This window comes from Pseudomonas sp. WMBT8 (assembly GCF_050916005.1).
GTDB lineage: Bacteria > Pseudomonadota > Gammaproteobacteria > Pseudomonadales > Pseudomonadaceae > Aquipseudomonas.
This window is the reverse complement of sequence record NZ_CP188096.1, coordinates 2,101,396-2,120,878: the sequence shown is the minus strand read 5'-3', so window position 1 is coordinate 2,120,878 and position 19,483 is coordinate 2,101,396. Positions and strand designations below refer to the sequence as shown.

The window sequence follows — 19,483 nt, the reverse complement described above, 5'->3', positions numbered from 1 at the left end:
TTTATCCGGCTTGCCATGAGGGGAAGGTCAAGTGTTATGAAAATGACAGGTGGGGTTTGTTTGAGGCTTGAGCGTGCGGGGTGATTTTCGAGCACATGCAATCTCGGGTGCGCGGCTGCGGGGGCTAGACGCAGATCGATGAGAGATATCTGACGCGCGCGCTCAAGGAGGATCGGGAGGAGGCGGTTGTTATAAGGGATGGAAGGCTCAAGAGATGCCGGATAGTTTTGCGCGGGTTTTGCGCAGGCACAAAAAAGCCGATCTAGCTGATCGGCTTAAGTGTCTGATTTTACTCAGGAAATATGGTCGGGACGGAGTGATTCGAACACTCGACCCCTAGCACCCCATGCTTGCGGGCATTCCCAAAAGCCTTAATTACCAATACTTTACGCGGACGCCCACTGCAATCGACGTCTAACAAGGTTGGGCAAGGTATCACGAATCCCCGCAAAACTCCCTACAGGCTTTCGGACAGAAAGCCCCTGCGCCACGGCGTTCTGCCGACCAAGCACAATCAACCCCCCCTGCACCACCACGACTGCGCATACAGCACACCATCAACCAACTCCACGCCGCTCATCGTAAACGCATTGGTGGCCATTCCTGACATGAATGCGTCCAGAAGCGCGGGCAGAGGATCCGCATCAAGCGGCATGCCGACGTTAACCCGAGCAATATTACTCGTGCGGTTCATAGACTCGCACATCTCGTTGTTGACCAGCAGGTCACCACGGACTGGGACGGCCGCCCTTATGTCTGGCCAAGGCCGCGCTACGCCTCGCTCTCTCATAGGGGTGACAAGGAAATGCATGGCTCTCTCGATACTGGTTATGGATACAGCATCGTAAAAGCTTCGTGCCTCTTTTCAAGTCCCGGCTGATAGGCGGCTGCTTGATCTGTCCGTCATAAGCCTGACACGCCCAGCGTTCGCTTGTAGAATCCGGCGCGATATCAATTTGCCCCCGGTTACGCCGGAGAAAGGGAAGTCATGCAAACCAAAAACACAGGCTTCAGGTCTGACATAAACGGCCTGCGCGCCATAGCGGTCATTGCCGTGGTCCTATATCACTTTGGTGTGAAGGGCTTTTCTGGTGGGTTCGCCGGAGTTGATATCTTCTTCGTGATATCTGGCTTCCTCATGACCGGCATTATCTTCCGGCAGACGGACACCGGGAAATTCAGCCTAATCGGCTTTTACCTGTCACGCGCCAAGCGAATCATCCCGGCCCTGGCCGTGCTGTGCCTGGCACTATTGGTTGGCGGATGGTTCCTACTTATCCCCAGCGACTATAAAGAGCTGGGCAAGCACGCGGCATCGAGCATCGCCTTCCTGTCGAACATGGTTTATTGGAAGGAGGTCGGCTACTTCGATACCGCGTCACATGAAAAGTGGTTGTTGCACACATGGTCGCTGTCCGTCGAATGGCAGTTCTACATGGTGTACCCACTGATCATCCTTGCAGCGCGCAAGCTGTTCAGCTTCAACACCACCAGGATGCTTCTGGTTTTGCTCGGCGTGGGCTCATTCGCACTTTGCCTGTACGCAAGCACGCACTACCCGAACACGGCTTTCTATACGCTCCCTGCCCGGTCCTGGGAAATGATCGTTGGCGGCCTTGTCTACCTGTTCCCTGTGCAGATGAAGAAATCTCACAAGCAGTCGGCCAGCATCATTGGCCTGATGATGATCGCTGCCAGTGTCTGGCTTTTCACAGCTACAGATGTTTGGCCGGGTTGGCTTGCCCTGCTCCCGGTGCTGGGGACCGCCCTGATGGTCTGCGCGGCAGATCAAACCTCGATCGTCACCAACAACAAAGTAGCCGGCTGGATCGGTGAAGCCTCTTACTCAATCTACCTATGGCACTGGCCAGTTGTGGTTTTGATCGGCTACTACGGCATGGCGAACAACGTCCCAGTCGTAGCTGCGGGGATTGCTGCGTCTGTAATTCTTGGTTTTGCGTCTCTGTACCTGGTGGAAACGCCTTCCCGGATCATTAAGGTGCCGCTCCCTCAATTGCCACACCTCGCCTGCTACGCGGCCCTGGTCCTTGTAGTTGGCGCCTCGGCCTCGCTTGTATTCGTGAAGCGCGGCGTTGAATCCCGAGTCAGCGACATCGTGGCGGCAGCAGATCGGGAGCGAACCAACAAGAACCCGGCGAGCAAGGATTGCTTTATTGAGTCTGGCGTCGACTCCCCCAAGTGCGTTTTCGGCAACCCAGAGAAGCCGGTAGGCGTTATCGTTATGGGTGACAGCCACGCCGACGCCATCGTTAGCGCGGTGACTGATGCCGCCGGCCCAGAACGCTCAACGCTGTACCTGGGATACATCAGCTGCATGACGATCCCAGGTATGAAGCTGCAAGGGATGCCCGCCGATTACCGGTGTGGTGACTTTGTCAGCAAGCAGATTCAGGAACTCAGTAGCACCCTGCCAGGCGTGCCTTTGGTGGTGACAAACAGATCATCCGTCTATGTCCTGGGCCACAACGAGCGCAAAGACCCGACCACTGGACCGCCGATGTATTTCAGCGAGCCTGGCCCACTGGATGCTGCTTATAAGGAAGAGTTTCGGAAGCGCTACGTGTCTTCGATGTGCGAACTTGCCAAGCACAGGCCTGTGTACGTGACCAAGCCAATCCCGGAAATGGGCGTAAACGTTCCGACTAAACTTGCCAGGGATGAAGTGAAGTTCGGCAAAACCGCTGACATCACGGTATCCCTGGACAGCTACCGCGAGCGCAATGCGTTTGTGGTGTCGGTGATGAGCGATGCGGCCGTAGCCTGCGGAATCAACCTACTGGACCCTGAACCGGCCCTTTGCGATGCGACCGCCTGCTATGGCTCTGTCGATGGAAAGTCGCTGTACTGGGACGACAACCATTTGAGCGAATCAGGCAACAAGAAGTTGGTGCCAATGTTTAATCAGATATGGAATTAATCCACACAAAAAAACATAACCCTTAGAACCAATGAGGGGGCCATTTTCACAACATGGAGCTATGAATGCAAAGCAGCTACAGAGATTTCGTTTCCAGCACTAGGACATTATCGGTACTTGGCGTTATAGCCATGCTCGTTATTGCAGGACTGGTCCTGATGCTCAGGAACCTTGAGCCTCTGACAAACAACATAGCCTACACAGAGGATGGGGTATGGCTCGGTACAGCCATGACCAAGGGTTGGTGGTACACCATAGTAAATGCCAAGACAGATTACTTTGTGTGGGGCAACCTGCTGTTCGTTTACTTGGCGACCCTAGTATCTGATTTTTTCTGTGGTGATAAGCTGGCCTGCTACCCGCAAGCACTATCTTTCTGGTCCTACTTTTTCTACGCCTCAGTGAGCGTCCTTTGCTACTACGTCACGAAAGGGTTTCTGCCGACAGCAATGCGGTGGGCGGTGTTTCTCGCCACGCTGATGATCCCGCTGGGGGATTCTTCGGGCGAGGTGTTCGGAAAGATATCGAACATTGGGTTCTACTTTGTGTTCATCACTGCGCTGCTGATGTTCGCAAAAAGCAGAAGCACCAAAGCGACCCCAATCACAGATATCGCACTACTGCTCTGTGCTTCAACAAACCCGGTATGCCTGGTGCTGACCCTGGCGTTTTCTGTTTTCACGCTGATTGATCGTGATATCAAGAAGTGGATCAAGAAATATGGCGCTGTAACGGCTGGCTGCCTTGTCATTGGCGCTCTCATCTTCTTTAGAATGATCGAATCACCAGCCAAAGGTGTGATCGGTAACTTTAGATTTGAAAGCCTGATCGAAGTCAGCCTTGCGCGGTCTTTCATATATCCGTTCGTATTTCCTTTCTACAACCACCTCACCGACACAGTCGTTGTGATTTTGTCGCTGGCGCTACTGGCATTGTTCGCCGTCTTGCTGACAAAGGAAAAGTCCCGAGAGATCAAAAGCCTCATTTCCATGTGTGCAATTGCATACGTGATTTATGCATTCTTCACCGTCTACATGCGCAAAAACCTGACAGAAGTCCTGGGTGGTTACGCGGGAACATTCCCAGACCGCTACTTCATGGGCCTAAACATAATCGTCACCTTCTCGTTCCTGGTGCTCGCCGGCTCGGCCCTGCGCGGTAGCAAAGCAGTGCGTGTTCTCGGTGCACTGTGCCTGGCTTCGTTCGCCGCGCTGTATCTGGCCAACATCGGCTGGCTGTTTGAAGGCAAGGCTACCCGCACATCAATCGCTGGCGCAGAGAGTTTCCAGGATCAGCTTTGCTCGGCATCGCTGCTGCCTGCAGATGCTGCGGGCAACGTCACCGTCGCTCTGTACCCTATAGGCTGGGCTGCATTGTTTCCGAAAGAAATGGTGACGGCCTCGGCGGGAACGGTCACATGTATGCAAGAAGACACGTCCTACTATGTCACCGACCCTAACTGGGCAAACGGCATTGCAAGGCGGTGGCCGGGGTTCTTCCTGCACAACACGCCTGAAAATGCTGCTGCCTTCAAGATCGGGAACACCGTTCAGTTCGCCGACAAGACGACACGCAAAATCACAAACACGTCAATCACCGATGACCGGCTAAACGTGTTCGTGGAAGGCGAAATACTGCAAGCAAAAAATACCGGGTTCCCATTCAGGTTCACGGTAGTAGAGAAAGAATAAAGCCCCGCAAAAAAGGGCCCAGGCATTTCAGCCTGGGCCCACTCGCGAACTATGCGTAGTACCCATTTATGCGCTTGATCGAAATATCAAACTTCGCGTCTCCGGCCACCCCGCCGTTATGGGTTTGGATATCAATTGTAGATGATGTCTTGGTTGGGATGTATGCAGTAAACCCTCCTGCGCCTGGAGTCACCTTAACAGCTACGTCATCTGCAAACTTTGCAAAATCAGACAGGCCGGCAGTCCTATATAGCCTGTAGTGTCCGCTCCCTAGGGACGTACATGCGAACCCTTCAGGCCCGGCGAGAATGGTCCCATTCGCCGCAATGGTGAACGAGTAGTCCCTATCAAGGCATAACCAATAAACCAGTGACGTAGTTTCCGCAAAAGAACAGTGTTCATTCCAGATTACTTCACAGTTAGGCCCAACTGACCAAAATGGCCTACCGGCGGTGGGGGTGTAACCAAATCCAGCTAAGAACCTCGATGCGCTGCCGAGATTTATCGTAACCCTCCCACCTCCAGAGCTTACCGCCTGGATGTGGTTGAGCACGTACCGCGCAGGGTCCACTCTCGCAAACATGGATCCTTCAATATTTACGAGTACTGGATACACAGATGTATTGTTTACAAAAACATCAGAAACCCCAGCATTGAGCTCTGCATAGAGCCCCAGAATGTTGATAACACTAGCAATATCGCCAGCCCTTGCAGTAAGTAGCAGGCCCGTATGAGAAAACCCAGGAGTGCCATTACCCTCTAGCGTAAGACCATCGAACGTTAAGCAGGCGCCAACCGCCATATCAATGGCATTACCCCAAGTACTGGCGAGACGCGTGTTAGTCCAATGCATTGCATTCGGACCGCTGATACCAAGCGTCGGACCGCCACGGATACCTGCATAGCAGCCAATAGCGTTGAAATTTCGAATGGTGCTAGTGACAACATCATTCAACTCCATAGCAAGAGTCAGGTTCTGCGCGTTGTAGTTATAAATTTCAGTCCGCGTTTTGCTGTTGATCTGAATCCCGGCCCCGCCGCTGTTATCCGTATTTGGGGTCGTTACGTTTGGGCCAACAATGGTCAGGTTGCCAATGCGATCAAACCCACCAAAGTTTTGAGTCATTGGCGATGAACCGGAAAACTTAAAGGCGAAGTCACCATGCTGGTTGCTGATGATGGTCCCCCCTGGAGTCTCCCCTTCAATGTCGTAACGCTTGCTTGCATGACCTGGAAATCCGACCTCAGGGTCGGCGGCGTAATCGCAAATAGCTGGGGCGGACATGTAGTGCACGCCATTCTTGATAACGACCTTTCCGCCTTTTGCGACGGCCGCCACAAGGCCCGCAGACCCCGAGGTACTCAGCGTGATCCGGTCGAGGATCCAGTTGAAGAAGCCTTTGACGGTGGATACGACGCCGGTCGGCAGTGTTGCGCCGATCTGGTCATAGCCTTCTGGTGAGGCCAGGTCCTGCCGCAATGCTTGATCGTCAATCTCAACCAGCTTGGTAAGGTCAGTTGCCCAGGTCCCTGTGAGCGTTACTGGGAAGGCAGCGGGGAACTTCACTCTGTAGGTCCGACCGTCACGATCAATCAGTTGGGTCGGTCTGCTTACGGTGAGTGGCTGGCCGTCTACATAAACAAGGTGCACCGGTTCAAAGCCGGAGTTGGCCAGGAAATCGGAGAAGTCCTGTTCCATTCCGCGAATGGACTTCCTGCTGACCCCCTTGCGGTCCAGATATGAAGGGCTTGAACCATTGGCGAAGAGGTCAATATTTCCTGCGTTGTCAAAGAGATCGCGTGGATCGCTGGAGCCATCGGGCTCTACGGGGTTGCCAGTGTTGTATCGCATGTTTTCTCCAGACGAAAAAAAGCCCGCTCAGTGGCGGGCTTGCGCAAGGTGTCCGGCTATGCCGGCGGGAAGTTGTTGTCGTCTAGATAGACGCGAGCATCGTAATTAACGGCTGTGACGCTGCAGCTGACAGTTCCGCTTGGGTTCACCTCCTTGATGAGCGCGGGGTAGCAGAATTTTGTCTTTGGCCCGAACTGGAGCACTGGCGCGTCCATGGCGCTATCAAGTACTGGCGTGAAGTCCAGACTTGGAATGGTCAGTCGGTAGTCGTCAATGCGGGTTGCCCTATAGGGCCCGGATGCACTCCCATCGCGGCGGCGCAATGCAATCCAGTGCTCACCGCCGGCGGACCAGTTGAGCCTTTCGGATGAGACCAGCATGTGCTCGGAACCCATCGGGGCATACCCCTTGAGCATGGCGCTCTGGCCGTATCCCGGGGTTGTATCTCCCAGCAGCGCATAGTCCAGGTAGCCACTATTGAGTGCGTCCAGCTCCGTCGTGAAGCTGTAGCGTTTACGCTGGTAGACCTGCTGACGGCGGCGGCGCATCCCCCAACGCCAGGCCCGTGTTTTATCGCCTACGCCCTCCAGCCGAACCTTCTCGGTCCTTAAGCCCTGGTCACCTGCGAGTCGGCATTCAACCGTTTCTACCTGCCAGGTCTTGCTGCTCAGGTACTCGACGTCGATACCGTCAAAATCGTCGGCTGTCACATGCTCAGCCTCACGCTTCAGCGGCTTGGTCATGACCTGCGGGTTATAGATGTGGTCGAACTCTGGCCCGCGGGGCTCATCCCGCACCGGACGGATCAGCCCTCGATCAATCGTAAGCTCGGCGAACCCAGCTTGCAGAGCCTCGATCATGCAGGCCTTAACGGTGCTGGGCGTGTCAATTGATCTGTCGTAATAGTCGCCGCGCGCCGTCCATATGGCGTGCAGGCGATCCAGTTCGGCAAGATCAATGTCAGAATTCCCATCCTCAACCGAGTACCCAACACTGCGCGCAACATGGCCAATCCAGGCCGAAATATCACGCGTTGGCTCTTCGGCCGCCCAGGCCCCGCCACGACGAACCGGCAGGATACGGGTTGCGATGAGGGATACCTGGCTCTCAGATTGCGAGGCAATCCTGTTGCCGCCTTTGACCCTTAGAGCAATCATGGTTACGCCGGCATAACTCGTTGGAGCCGCCAAGTTCGCCCGAAGCCCGTACCACTGAACTGTCTCGGCGTGCTGGGTGCTTGTGGACTTCGCCCCAATCCTGCGCATCCTCACCTCTGGACGCATAGCGACAGGAATCGTGATGGTTTCTGTCCACCCAAGCTGGTCGAGCGTGGCGGCGTAGTACGGTATTGAGACGGAGGTCCAGGCACCGGCAGTGGTGATATCCCGGTACTGCAATTCGACCTGTACGCCGTTCTGCCCTACCCACCCCTTTGAGTCGACAATCGCCAGGCCCTGGGGGAAGAAGACGTCCCATGCAATAGTTTTGGTGGTGACGCCATCCGGACAGGCCGGGAATGGACCAGCCCAATCACCCTCCTGCGTGGAGCCATCAAGCCTCAGCGTTGCAAGCGTTGTCGAAAGTGCGTCAAACCCTGGCCACGCCTCATCATCTTCGCCATCACTCGTAAGGCGATCGACTGTGATCGCCGATGTACTCGCAGAGGTGATCCTGTAGCGAAGGCCGCGAAAGCCTATACCCATGGACACATCGCCGGTTTGCAGGCCAACAGCAGCACCGCCATCCGCCCAGTTGAGGGTCATCTCATCTGGTGCACCGCCAACGCCTGGCGTATACGAGTGAACAACGTAGTTGCCGGCGTTTGCACCAACGATCTCGATCTCCATCCCAACGAATGGGGCGACCTGGCCAAGGTCTCCTTTGATAATGTCCCGAGCCGCACCACCATCAACGACGGTGTAGGGATAGCCAACTTCGACACGAACGAGCATGCCGGCGGCCCAGCCAAGTGGGAATTCGCCTGCGCCGTCCGGAATAGAGATGGTGAAACCAGCAAACTGGTAGGACTGAGCCACCGGTACCGGCGCAACGGCATACGTTGCTTTCAACTCGATGCCTGCGGTACCGGTCGAGGTAGCCCCAACCTCTGGCGCGGAATGCCACCACTTGGCGGCAGATTCAGCGGTCAAGTCGGCGCCTGGGCCATAGATCTTGATCTCGGCATCAGCCCCCAAAGAGATTACCGGCGTATCGCCGATAGTGATGTTGCCGACAGGAATCTGGTATTTCCCGCGCCCAACACACAAGAGCATCTCAATCCACTGAGATCGCGGGTCTCTGAAGTAACGGTTTGGCGGAATCGCATAGTCCGGGTACGGCCGCTGTCTGCCGGCGATCTCCCGTATTAGGGAGTTCAGCTTTACCTGGTTTCCTTTGACGGTGGCCAAGCCGAGATCATTACCGCGCTTCATGCCGCCGCCATTGTTCAGCGATGGCATTTTTGGCATCAGCGCGCTCATCACGGCCTTGGCGCCGAACACCAGCGCCAGGGTAATAGAGAACGGATCGGTGCCTTTGGGCTCCCGGTAGATATCGACGCAGTCCTCGGGGCCGAATTCGATAGTTGCCCATTGAGTCGGCAGCGCGCGCTCACCATTGATGAACACGCTCACCGGCAGCGCCGCGGGCTCAACCTCCTCGGGCATGCCGTCTGCGTGAAACCACGAAAGCAAACTCTGTCGCTGCGATACCCCGCGCGTCTCGGCCGGGAACGGAACGATCTTGTTTGGATAGATTGAGATCATTGTCTGTCCCGGTAATAGATGACGGTGTTGTGGTCGCGCGCCCACTGGCTCAGCGGAAGGCATCGGGCGCCGCGCGTAGGGTTGATCTCCAAGACCTTCAGGCGGTCTCCGGCATCGACCACAAGGGCTACGTGGATGCAGATGTGCCCGCGCATGACGGCGGCGATAGCCCCCGGCTCCGGCTGGCAAACCTCCATGTGCTCGGCCTCATTGCGGTACGCCCGGGTGAACTCCTTCGGCTCGGTATTGCGCACATGGCCCCAGCTAGGCAGGAGGCGCATGCCCTGGTACCGGTGGCGTGCGTCCCGAACCATTCCCCAGCAATCGAACTTTTCAGGACCGCGCGCGCCATCCTCATACCTGCAAGACAGGTACGAATTGATCCATTCCATAAGGAGGCCTTTAGAGGTATTTGAGGCAGGGGGTGAAGTTGGTGCTGTAAAGCGCGCGCGGCCATGCGGTACCAATCAGGTCGAAGAACCCGCACTGCATGGTTGCTTGGTTCTGCTCGAAGGAATCGCTGTCGACTGACATCCGATACGGCTTTTCACACGGCGCTGACAGGTCGCTGGCGAGATAAACCCGATATGTAGCTGTGACCCTGGCATTAGCATCCAGGGCCTGATCAGCAAACGCTTGAACTCGTCCAGTGGTGTTGTCCACCCCAAACGCCAGCGCCTGGTTGCCTTTATTGTTCTTCGATGCCAAGGCGATGCCGATGTTGGCCGCCTCAAACGTCAATAGTCGACCGTCCTCCGTGCCACAGATTCGATCCTTGAACCCGTTACAAATCAGCACAGAGGAATCCCAGGCAGGACACGTTAGCTCCAGAGTCCTGACGAAGGCTTCCTTGCCTCCCGAAGCAAGAGCTTCGCGATAAATCTGCCCAAGAATGGCTGAGTCGGTCATGGTTCTGGCCACTCCCTATTAGCTGCCATGTCGATGATGTTCATCATGAACCAGTACTGCGGGAACAATTCCCAGCCTGGCGGGATCAGTGGCGGCTCTCGAAGCTCAAGGGTTCCGGCGAACTCCCAGCGCCGGACCTGAACGAGCGTCGGCCCGGTGTAGTGCCCAGTAAACCGGCACTCGTACTCCTTGAAGCCGGTCGGCGTAAGAAGCGTTGCCTTGAACCACTCAACGCCCTGTGAAAGCGCCCGGGCGTACCACCCCTGAAAAAACGCCATCTGGTTGCTGTCGCAATTCCATTTGGCGTTGATCAGGTAGGGAACCTCGTCGAAGTTGAGCCGCTGACGCGCTCGGCCTGACTCCATCTGCGTACGAAGCATAGGGTCTACAGGGGTTTCGAGCGCGTAGCCGTCTTGCAGCGGGACGGGTAGCTCTGCTGGATACTCAATCATGAACCCACCCCTGCCATTCCGAATTTACTGCTCATGGCCTGATACAACTCGCCGTCTCCCATGATGCTGGCCACGCAGATTTGTAAGACGCTCTGCCCGTCTTCTGAGGTTGTCTTCGACACCTTCCCAGCATTGGCCTTGTCCTCGATAAGGTTCACGGTAAGGCTCACCTGTGTCCCTTGCTGCTGAGAGGTTTCGGCCCCTTGCACTTTGTTGACAGAGACGCTACTCCCGGCCATAGATACGCGCTCGCCGGAGTTGATAGCCTCAAGAAGAGACCTGTTCCGCCTCGTGCCTTCGGCATTTACGACAAACTCTTGCCCGTGCACGATGCCAGCAGGCGCCTTCCTTCCGCCGCCCCCCGTATACCCGCCAGATTCGAACCCCTTGATCAGCGCGAAGGCAGCCAGCAGAGCGCCACCACCAACCACCGCCGCAGCACCGAACGAGCCAATAGACGCGACGAGTGCCGCCGGCAGCCAGGCTGCCAGCGTTGTGCCGGCTGCTGCTGTCTGTACCGCCGTCGTAGTAGCTGTTGCTGCCACGCTAGAGGCTGTAGCAACACCGTCTGCGGCAACCTTCGCCGTAGCCACTGCAGCCGCACCGGTAGCTTCAGCGGCTGTCACCGCGCCTACCTGGGCGATCTGCTGCGCCGCTAGTGCCGCAGAGGTTTGCCCGAATGCAAGCTGAATGCCCTGGTTTACTAGCCATTGAGCGGCCATCTGACCAAGGCTGTTCACCACACCACCCGCAAGCCCCCGGATAACTTGGGTTGCAGACTCACCAAACGTCTGACCATCGAAGGTCATCTTTTCAAACGCGCTTCCGACGCTGGTGGTGATGTTGCTAAACGCCCCGGTGAACATTGACTGGGTCTGTCCAGCAACGTTGGTGGCGCTGGCCTGGAAGTTCTGCAGGGCGGCAGTCCAGCCATTGAGCGGGCTGAGCATTGCCTGATCCATCTGCGCCCATCCAGCTGTCAGCGCTGCCTGTTGCTTCGGCAGAAACTCCTGCGTTAGCGCGATCTGCGCCTGCAAGTCCTGACGCTGCTTCTCCGTCGTGGCGTTGGCCAGTTCGGTACGCAGTTGCAGGATTCGGTCATTGGTCTGCTGCTCAAGCTGCACGCGCTGCTGAAGGCGCTGTGACTGCTGGTCGCCCATCCCGACGCCGGCAGCTTCCAGGCTGTACTGCGTGCGCTGGGTGCTGAGCTGCTTCTCAAGCTGCGCCCGGTATTGCTCGGCCTGGGTAAGGCCTTGGGCGCCCTTGATGGCGGCGGCGTAGTTCGTCGAGGCCTGGGCCAGCGCCTTGCCGTACTCCTCCTGGCTGATCTTGCCCTTGTCCATAGCCAACTGAAGCTGGACCTGCTCCTTCTGTAGGGCCCGCGCCGCTTCCGCAGCTGGGTCGTACTGGGCGTAAAGCTTGGCGAATGTACTTAATGCTTCGGGAACACCCTTTCCTGCAGCTGCCTGAGCCTTAGCCGTAGCCGCCGCAGCGCTTTTGGTTGCCTTCTCAGCCGCTACCTTTGCATCTTTCTCTTCGGCGTACTTGAGAAGTAGCTTTTCCTGCTCAGGAAGAAGCTTTCCGATCTCACCGGTCTCAATCGCATATCGAACTTTTGCCGCTTCCGAATTCTGCCCTTGTAGTGCAGCTTGCTTTTTGAGGCTCGCAAGAAGCTTGTCAAACTCCGCGTTCACAGGCGCTGCGGGACCTTCACCTGCAGGCTTCTGGTCGCCAATGCTGGATGCAGACTTCTCCATTCTCGTAACAATCGTACGAATGGTGCCGGCCTTCCCCTCCAGTTCTGAAATTTGAGCATCTAGCTCTTTTCGGTCATAGAACCGAAACTTAAACAGAACAGTGTCGCTAGAATCATCTTTGGATAGCCGAGCACGGGCCCCCTGCAGGTCACGAATACCGGCCAGAGTCACCCCAAGCTCATTGTTCAGCCCGGCAACGGTCTGCTTGTCGGCTCGGAAGAAATCCAGAAACTCACCGGAGTTGAACCCGTCCATGGCCCTTGCCAAAGAAGCAATACCGTTTGCAAGCCTACTGCTAGCGCCTGCCGCCTCGTCCAGTCTTCCTACCGTAGCAACTAGAGCATTGTTGAAAGCTGTTATGGCTTGGCCGACGGTTAGATTTAGGCTTGAGCTGAGTTGGTCTACCTGATCCTTCTGCTTTTGCAGGGCCTCTACGATAGCGGCTGACGTCAGCTTTCCCTCGGCCCCTAACGAACGAAGTTGGCCGATGGTGACGCCAAGGCCGCGCGCAATTGCCTGCGCCAGTGCTGGTGTTTGCTCAAGGATTGAATTCAGTTCATCGCCGCGCAAGGTGCCAGACGCGAGCGCCTGACCAAACTGGACCATGGCTGCATCTGCCGCCTGAGCACTTGAGCCACTGAGTGCGACAGTCTTTGCTACCGTCTCGGTTACCTTTGCGACATCTTCAAAGCTAAGGCCAAGCTGCCGGCCGTTTTGGGCTATTCGCTGGTAAACCTGTGCGGTTGTCTCAAGTGACTGCCTTGAATTCTGCGCGATGTCATAGACAGACTGCTGCGCGTATGCAAGCTGCTCAGTCCCCTCTGTAACAAGGCGCAACCTATTTGTCAGGTTTGTGTATTGCTCTGCGGCCGCCACAATTTTAGCCGCGCTAAATGCTGCAGCCAGTGGGGCTGCCAGGCCGGACACAGTAGATATGAGGCGTCCTGTGCTGCCCTCAAGACCCCTGACTTTCGATCCGCTGCTTGATGCCTTTTGGCCCATATCATCCATTGATGCGCCAGCTTTTCGCATGGCCGGATCAACTTTGTTTCCTGCCGCCTCCATGGCGTTTAGGTCCTTGGTCATCGACTTTGCATCACGCTGTGCGTCACGCGAGTCAATGGTCACCGCAAGGCGGGATTCCTGCTCGGCCATATCAATCTCCAGGCGTAAAAAAACCCGCTTGGCGGGCCGTTACTTCTTCGGTTTCACCATGGCCTGTTCCTTCTCCTGCTCATCCTCCCAGCGTCGACGGAACTCGTCGTCTAGGGCAAATATCGCCCCGTCGAACTCGTCGCGATCAATTCCGGATGGGTATCGAGATAGGTATTCGGTTATGGCGGCTGGAGAGACAGGTGCGGGAGCTCCGACCATGCCGACGTACTGCCGGGATCGGCTTATGTAGGAATAGGCCTCAAGAATTTCAGCAGTCAGCCCATCGATTTCTGGCTGAGGCGGAACTGGCGCAACATCTTTCAGCCTTTCACGCTTCCAGCGGGCTTTCTCGTTGGCTTCGCCCGCCCACTCTCTACCCCAGATGTACGCGGCGACGGCTTTCCCGAAGTGATCTTGGCCTTCTCCTTGGCGCGGGTCATGATGTCTAGTGATGTGCGAATAGCTAGCCAGTAGACTTCCGGCATCATCCCCATGAGCTGAATACAAAGTTCTGGCGTGTACTTAGCTGGAACCCCCGGGTTCTCTGCAACGTCAACACCTTCCCAATCCTTTATCAGGTATCGCGCTGCCAGCTCGAAAAACAAATCATCTCCGGACTCAAACTCAACATCTGGAACTTCCGAGAGACGGAAATCCTTGGTGCCAGATTTGGTCTGAGTGTCGATTGCATCGAGATGGCGCTGAACCAGGGCCTTGTGCGACTTGAACAGTGGGTTACCGAATGACGCCACAAGGATCTTCGCCCCCTTGGAAAACTCGACCCACCGTGTTCCATCGGAGTCAAGTTCGGGCTTCTTGATTGTAAAGGCCATGGGTATTCCTCTGCGGTAAAAGGCCCAGCACGCACCGCAGGGCGTGCCAGGCAAAGGGTTTAAGCGGTGATGGTGATTTCAGCGGTGTCCGTTTTGGTGACATCCGCTTTGCTGGTAGCCGTGATGGTCGCGGTACCAACTGCCACGCCTTTGACAAGGCCGGTAGCGCTGACGCTGGCCTTGGTGGCATCGGAAGTGGTCCAGGTCACAAGCTGGCTTGCGCCTACCGGAGTTACTGCAGCTTCCAGGTCGACAGTTGCGCCCACGGCAACGCTGGCGGTGGCCGGGGTTACGGCTACAGCGGCAATAACGATTGGCGCCGGAAGACGGGTGATGGTCGGCGGCACACGGCGAGCGGTATAGCTCAGCTCCACCTGGATGATGTCGGTGGCGCCGCCGTCGGGCCAGTCGGCGCTGACTTCCATCTCGGGGATGAAGAAGGTGTAACCACCGTCGGCGTTGTTCAGAGTGAACTCAAAACTGAGCGCGCCGCCGGTCTGCTGAGACTTCCAGTACTGGTAGGCAGTCTTCGACCAGCTCACGGTTACCGATCCGCCCGGCACGAAGGTCGTCTGAATAATGTTGCCTGCGAATGGATTACCGTTGCCTATGCAGCGCTGGGTCTGCGAATTGTTGGCGAACTGCAGGTTAAAAGTATCAACGCATGCGTTGTCTTCGCCCAACTGCACGCCATTGATCTTCAGGCCTGTCACGTCCTTGAAGCCGTAACGTCGCTGGCTTACTTCTGCAGCGGGATTGACGATGAACGACGTGTTGTCGGCCTTGTCATCCCACGAAGTGGCCATGAAGGTAGTAGTGACGCTGATTTCGTTGTCGTTCGGGACCTCGATGTTGATCGTGTCAACCTGGGCTCCGCGAGCGATGCCGGCGATACCAACGTCGGCGTCATAGGCAGCAATGGAGAACGAAATACGCTCGTTACCCATGGTCAGGGTGTTACCGACCCAATTCGCGCCGAAGCAGGATGCCAGGAACTCGTCCAAGGCCCCGTAGCGGAACTTGGTTCCGATGTCGCCGCCGACATCCACGGTGGTCTGGGCGGTGCCTTGTGACATCCGCGTTTCACCGATTTCGTTGTTCTCTTCGGTGTTGTACGTGGGCACCAGTCCGAAGCTGACGCGAGTCAGGACGTTCCAGTTGCCTGGCGGGGTAATCCCCGGAGTTACTTCTCGAATCCACGCTGTCGAGCGCTTAGCACCACTGGACATGGGGTGTTTCTCCTATCAATAGGCGTAAAAAAACCGCCATGTGGCGGTGCAGGAAGAGTGTTTGCGTTTATGCAGGCTGCGTGCGGGCTACGATGATCGGGACATTTTTCCCGACCGCCCTGAACACAACCTCGTTGTGGTGCAGTAGTGGCTCTGGATACTCGACCAGCGAACCGTCAGGCTGTATCGCGCTGGTGGTGTGCGCAACCTCTCGATCAACGACCACGCCGTTGATCTGGACCTTCATCATGTCGGCCATCAATAAGCCCTGTATGGAATACGAACGTTGACCTGGTACCAGCCCAGCCCGTCGTCGCCTACAACTTGCGCTGAGGCGGCGAAGCAATCAAAAGGACCAGATGGGTCGCTGTAGTACTCGAAGTGCTCGACAAGCGTGTCAGCGGCCTTGGTTATCGCCAGCGTGCCCTTGTACGTCGGAACGAATAGCTGAATGACGATTATCCCGGTTCGTCGCACGCAAGGGCCTATGCCGACCTCTGGGGTACTGGATAGGCCCGGAACATCTGCGAGCCTGGCCCAGATCGTTTTCCCGATCGGGTCAAATGGCGCTGGGGCGTTCGGGTAATCTACGGAGCTTGCAGAAATCCCTGCCCACTCAGTCATGCGGCCTATGACGATGCCGCGAATCTGTTCAAAGGTCATGAGCTGTACGCCTGGGATACGCCATTAAAGGAAACTGCGTATATGCCGGCCGGAGCCTGCTTCGAGTGCCCATCCTCAAGCGGCACCGCATAGGGCAGATTGTTCTGGATGAACACTTGAGTGAACGGCTCGAGGCCGGTCATTGCTGAAAGCCCCTGATTGATCGTCTCTGCGCCAGTCGGGTCGACGTTCACGGTGCTGGTGTAAACCGGTGCGCCTACGCTGACGATGTTGTTGCCACGGAACCGGCCTGTGTCCACCGGTGAGCGCAGCACTATCTCGTTTAGCATGGCCATTGCGATTACGCGGACGCGCTTGCTCAGTTCGTCCTTGACCACGCCGGAGAAGAAGCTCGGTGGAGTACTCCAGCCTCTCGACTTAGCCATGACTACTTCCTCAGCTGGATTTCGTAGTGCGCCTTGACGGGGTCGATTCCAGGGCTGACAACCTGGTAAGCGACCTGCGCGCCGGTGAGCAAGTCGGGAGCCGTGATCTTGTGGCCAACCGCAGGAACGTCAGTTGTTTCGTTCGCCAGGCAAATCAGCAGCACGTCACCGACCTTGATGTTGATGTTGTCAACCCGCCGGCTGTCGTAGCTTTCCAGAACGCCGCGCCCGGTGTAGGTAACTGGCTGGGCGGTCGTCTCTTCGGTCACTGGGTCGTAAACGCCTGGGCCCAGGTATTCACCGGTGAACGGCTGAACCGCGTCGGCCAGGTCAGTATCAAACGCCTCGGCCAGGTCGGTCTGGATATCGTCGCGCAGGCCCATTTCAGCACCTCACGACTTTGACCTGGCCTGAGCCAAGGTAGCTGGCCAGCAGCGCCAAGGCGAAGGACTCGCCCGCGCTGATGGTTCGGGACGACTCGGAAAACGACTTGCTGCTGGACACGCTACCAGCCTTCACGGACTTCTCCGTCACGCCGGCTTCCTTCGTTCCGTAGATCCGGCCGGCTGCTGCCTCCCTGGCAATCTCGGCTCCGGCCTGGACCACATCATCCGGGATCGGGTCGAACGCTGGCAGACCGAAATTGGTAAGCCATGTGTTCGCCATCAGCACCGCGCGCGGCTTCTTGTCTTCCGTGGCCCAACTGGAACCCAGCAGGTCGTCCACCTGCGCAACGCTGATGTAAGTCGTCACGGATTTACTCCTGGCCGGCTTTATCGAGCAGTTCGGCGAGTGCTGGGCGCTCGGCTTCAGCGTCGAACTGGATGCCTTTTTCGGTCAGCTTGGCCTTGATCTCTTCTACCCGCAGCCCCTTGGACGGCTTGTCGCCAACCGAAGCCCCCTTCTTGATCGGTTCCGGGTGCTTGTAGTCATCCGGCGCGAACTTGGCGTCGATGATCTTGTAGCCCTTTTGCCGTAGTTCAGCCTTGCGCTCGGCGGTGACCGGGTGTTTCTCGTAAACGATTTTTTCGTCCATGGTGGACTCCTGGAAGGTGGGTCAGGCGACCCGAAGGCCGCCTTCTCGATTACTGAGCAGCGTCGCCGATGGTGATAACGCCAGCCGAGGCCTTGATGCTGTTCGCAACCAGATCCCAGTTGGTGCCGGTGGCCAGCTCGGCGCTGGTTGGCGACTTGCCGCCGTTGGCGGTGTCCCAGGTATAGCCCTTCATGCCCAGGCCGAAGGTGTAGTCGGCTTGCATGGTGGTTTCGATGCGCTCCTTGCCGTTGGAGGTCTGGATGTTGGTAATCAGGTCGGAACCGTCCATCACCACCGCGGCACCGTCGGCCAGGCTCAGCACCTTCTGCTTGTTCGGCGTGCCGGCTTCGTACAGGGCCGCGGCATCAGTGATGATTACGGCCTTGCCCAGGATGTCGACCACCTGCACACCGCTGAACTGGAACAGTCGCTCGGCGTTCGCCAGGTTCTGACCCAGGAGCTTGTGGTACATGGCGCCGGTCATGACCTGGGCAACCAGGCGCTGAGAGGCATCACCGAACAACGCGTGGGCATTGTTGATGGCGATGTAACTCACGCCGGCAGTGGCCGAAACATCGTTGGTGGCAGACGGCTGGTTACCAATCGCAGCTACCAGGGCGGCAATCGCAGTGTTCAGCTGGTCCGACATGATGGCTTCTGACAGGTTGCGGCTGATTACTTCCAGCGCCTCTTCCGGGTTCTTCTGCACCCACGACAACTGCGCCGGCTCCCACAGGATGGGACCGAAGCCGCCCGCGATCTTCACAGAGTCGTACTGCTTCTGTGCCAGAGGCGTTGCAGCCTGGGCACCGTTTGCGGCGTAACGGTCTACGCGACGCTGGGCGCCATGCAGGCCGGCCCAGAACGACTCTTGAAGGAAGTCGCCGTCAATGCCTTGAGTGGTCAGGCGGATGGAACCTGCCGAAGCAGCGTTGAATTTCTCAACGTCTTGCGCCAGGGTCTCGATGGTAACGCGTTTGAGGTATTCGTTGAATACCTTCATATTCGAAAGGGCCATTGGGCCTCCTTATTCGCTAGCGGTCAGGCCTTTGATAGCAGCGACTCGATCTTCCTTGCTGCCACCAAAATTGCCCTTGGATTGGTTGTTCGATCCACCGCCGTTGGGAGCACCGCCGCCATTGGCGCCGGAGCCCTTCAGGATGTGATCGCGATGGGGGTACTGTGAGACGAGGGTTTCAAGCGCTTCGTTGAAGTCAGCCAGTTCGCCTGGGCGAGCGCGGCTGAAGATCTTCTGGCCCTGGGTGTCATAGGCGACCACCTTGCCTTCCTCAATCTTGAAGTTGCTGCCAAACGCGGCCTGGACCATATCGGCCGGAACAGCCATTTTCTCGGCGATGAACTGGGAGCGTGCGAAGCTGCCACCGATCTTTTCGGCATACAGCTGCTGCTCGAAGGTCTGCGCCTTGCCGTTGGCTTCGTCCAGCTGACTTTGGAAGGCCTTGCTGATCTCGCCCTTCACCTTCTCGATCTCGCCGGCATCCACCAGCGTTTTAGCGTCGAGATTTGCAACAATGCCCAGGGCCTTTTTGGCCGCCGCAGGGTCGTCGATGCCTTCGAAGCTCTTTACGATCTTCTCGGCGGATTCGGCGCGTACGCGGTGGTCTTTGGCTTCGGCGTTCAGGCGGGTGATGGTGCTGCGAGTGCCCGCAGCATCAAAGGCGACTTCTTTGCCATCGTCTTCGACATATACGGGCTTGCCATCCAGGATCTCAGCGTATTGCTTGCCGTCCACTTCAACAGTCTTGAGTTTCATCATGTCTCTCTAGGCCATCCGGCCATTAGTTGGTGAGCCATCC

General features: G+C 57.0%; 18 protein-coding genes. 2 read left to right on the top strand and 16 right to left on the bottom strand.

The annotated features are described in order from the left end of the window. Window positions 1-988: 988 nt before the first annotated feature. Together ACO77H_RS09910 and ACO77H_RS09905 are read left to right on the top strand one after the other, a co-directional pair. Window positions 989-2,938 (top strand): acyltransferase family protein, encoded by a 1,950-nt coding sequence (locus ACO77H_RS09910; RefSeq protein ID WP_432755373.1) that lies wholly within the window; start codon window positions 989-991, stop codon window positions 2,936-2,938. 65 nt (window positions 2,939-3,003) lie between these two features. After that, window positions 3,004-4,629, top strand: coding sequence for a hypothetical protein (locus ACO77H_RS09905; protein ID WP_432755372.1), 1,626 nt, complete (start codon window positions 3,004-3,006; stop codon window positions 4,627-4,629). Window positions 4,630-4,678: 49 nt separating this feature from the next. Here the strand turns inward: ACO77H_RS09905 and ACO77H_RS09900 are convergent, their stop codons facing one another. The 16 genes from ACO77H_RS09900 to ACO77H_RS09825 all read right to left on the bottom strand — a co-directional run bounded on the left by ACO77H_RS09900 (window position 4,679) and on the right by ACO77H_RS09825 (window position 19,440). Then, entirely contained in the window at window positions 4,679-6,481 is a 1,803-nt protein-coding gene (locus ACO77H_RS09900; protein WP_432755371.1) for a hypothetical protein, read from the bottom strand. A gap of 56 nt (window positions 6,482-6,537) precedes the next feature. Next, complete coding sequence (locus ACO77H_RS09895) at window positions 6,538-9,246, bottom strand: host specificity factor TipJ family phage tail protein (RefSeq protein WP_432755370.1); 2,709 nt, start codon at window positions 9,244-9,246, stop codon at window positions 6,538-6,540. Next, complete coding sequence (locus ACO77H_RS09890) at window positions 9,243-9,638, bottom strand: hypothetical protein (protein WP_432755369.1); 396 nt, start codon at window positions 9,636-9,638, stop codon at window positions 9,243-9,245. Before ACO77H_RS09890 ends, ACO77H_RS09895 begins: the two co-directional genes overlap by 4 nt. Window positions 9,639-9,648: 10 nt before the next feature. Beyond that, entirely contained in the window at window positions 9,649-10,155 is a 507-nt protein-coding gene (locus ACO77H_RS09885; RefSeq protein WP_169901801.1) for a DUF1833 family protein, read from the bottom strand. Then, window positions 10,152-10,607, bottom strand: coding sequence for a transposase (locus tag ACO77H_RS09880; protein ID WP_432755368.1), 456 nt, complete (start codon window positions 10,605-10,607; stop codon window positions 10,152-10,154). Before ACO77H_RS09880 ends, ACO77H_RS09885 begins: the two co-directional genes overlap by 4 nt. Beyond that, complete coding sequence (locus ACO77H_RS09875) at window positions 10,604-13,519, bottom strand: tape measure protein (RefSeq protein ID WP_432755367.1); 2,916 nt, start codon at window positions 13,517-13,519, stop codon at window positions 10,604-10,606. Before ACO77H_RS09875 ends, ACO77H_RS09880 begins: the two co-directional genes overlap by 4 nt. Before the next feature lie 320 nt (window positions 13,520-13,839). Beyond that, window positions 13,840-14,352, bottom strand: coding sequence for a hypothetical protein (locus ACO77H_RS09870; RefSeq protein WP_432755366.1), 513 nt, complete (start codon window positions 14,350-14,352; stop codon window positions 13,840-13,842). A 59-nt stretch (window positions 14,353-14,411) separates the two neighbouring features. Further along, window positions 14,412-15,581, bottom strand: a complete 1,170-nt coding sequence (locus tag ACO77H_RS09865) for a phage tail tube protein (RefSeq protein WP_432755365.1) — start codon at window positions 15,579-15,581, stop codon at window positions 14,412-14,414. 67 nt (window positions 15,582-15,648) lie between these two features. Further along, on the bottom strand, window positions 15,649-15,840 hold the full coding sequence (locus tag ACO77H_RS09860; RefSeq protein WP_432755364.1) for a hypothetical protein: 192 nt from the start codon (window positions 15,838-15,840) through the stop codon (window positions 15,649-15,651). Further along, the gene (locus ACO77H_RS09855) at window positions 15,840-16,244 is read right to left on the bottom strand and encodes a phage tail terminator-like protein (RefSeq protein ID WP_432755363.1); all 405 of its coding nucleotides are present in this window, start codon (window positions 16,242-16,244) and stop codon (window positions 15,840-15,842) included. The genes ACO77H_RS09860 and ACO77H_RS09855 overlap by 1 nt, the downstream gene beginning before the upstream one ends. After that, window positions 16,241-16,630, bottom strand: coding sequence for an HK97 gp10 family phage protein (locus ACO77H_RS09850; protein ID WP_432755362.1), 390 nt, complete (start codon window positions 16,628-16,630; stop codon window positions 16,241-16,243). Before ACO77H_RS09850 ends, ACO77H_RS09855 begins: the two co-directional genes overlap by 4 nt. A 2-nt stretch (window positions 16,631-16,632) precedes the next feature. Next, on the bottom strand, window positions 16,633-17,013 hold the full coding sequence (locus tag ACO77H_RS09845) for a glutamate 5-kinase (RefSeq protein ID WP_432755361.1): 381 nt from the start codon (window positions 17,011-17,013) through the stop codon (window positions 16,633-16,635). A gap of 1 nt (window position 17,014) precedes the next feature. Continuing rightward, a complete protein-coding gene (locus ACO77H_RS09840; RefSeq protein WP_432755360.1) occupies window positions 17,015-17,383 on the bottom strand; it encodes a hypothetical protein in 369 nt (122 codons plus the stop codon). A gap of 4 nt (window positions 17,384-17,387) precedes the next feature. After that, complete coding sequence (locus ACO77H_RS09835) at window positions 17,388-17,666, bottom strand: hypothetical protein (RefSeq protein WP_432755359.1); 279 nt, start codon at window positions 17,664-17,666, stop codon at window positions 17,388-17,390. Window positions 17,667-17,715: 49 nt separating this feature from the next. Then, window positions 17,716-18,684, bottom strand: coding sequence for a major capsid protein (locus ACO77H_RS09830; protein ID WP_432755358.1), 969 nt, complete (start codon window positions 18,682-18,684; stop codon window positions 17,716-17,718). Window positions 18,685-18,693: 9 nt separating this feature from the next. Continuing rightward, on the bottom strand, window positions 18,694-19,440 hold the full coding sequence (locus tag ACO77H_RS09825; protein WP_432755357.1) for a DUF6651 domain-containing protein: 747 nt from the start codon (window positions 19,438-19,440) through the stop codon (window positions 18,694-18,696). Window positions 19,441-19,483: the final 43 nt, after the last annotated feature.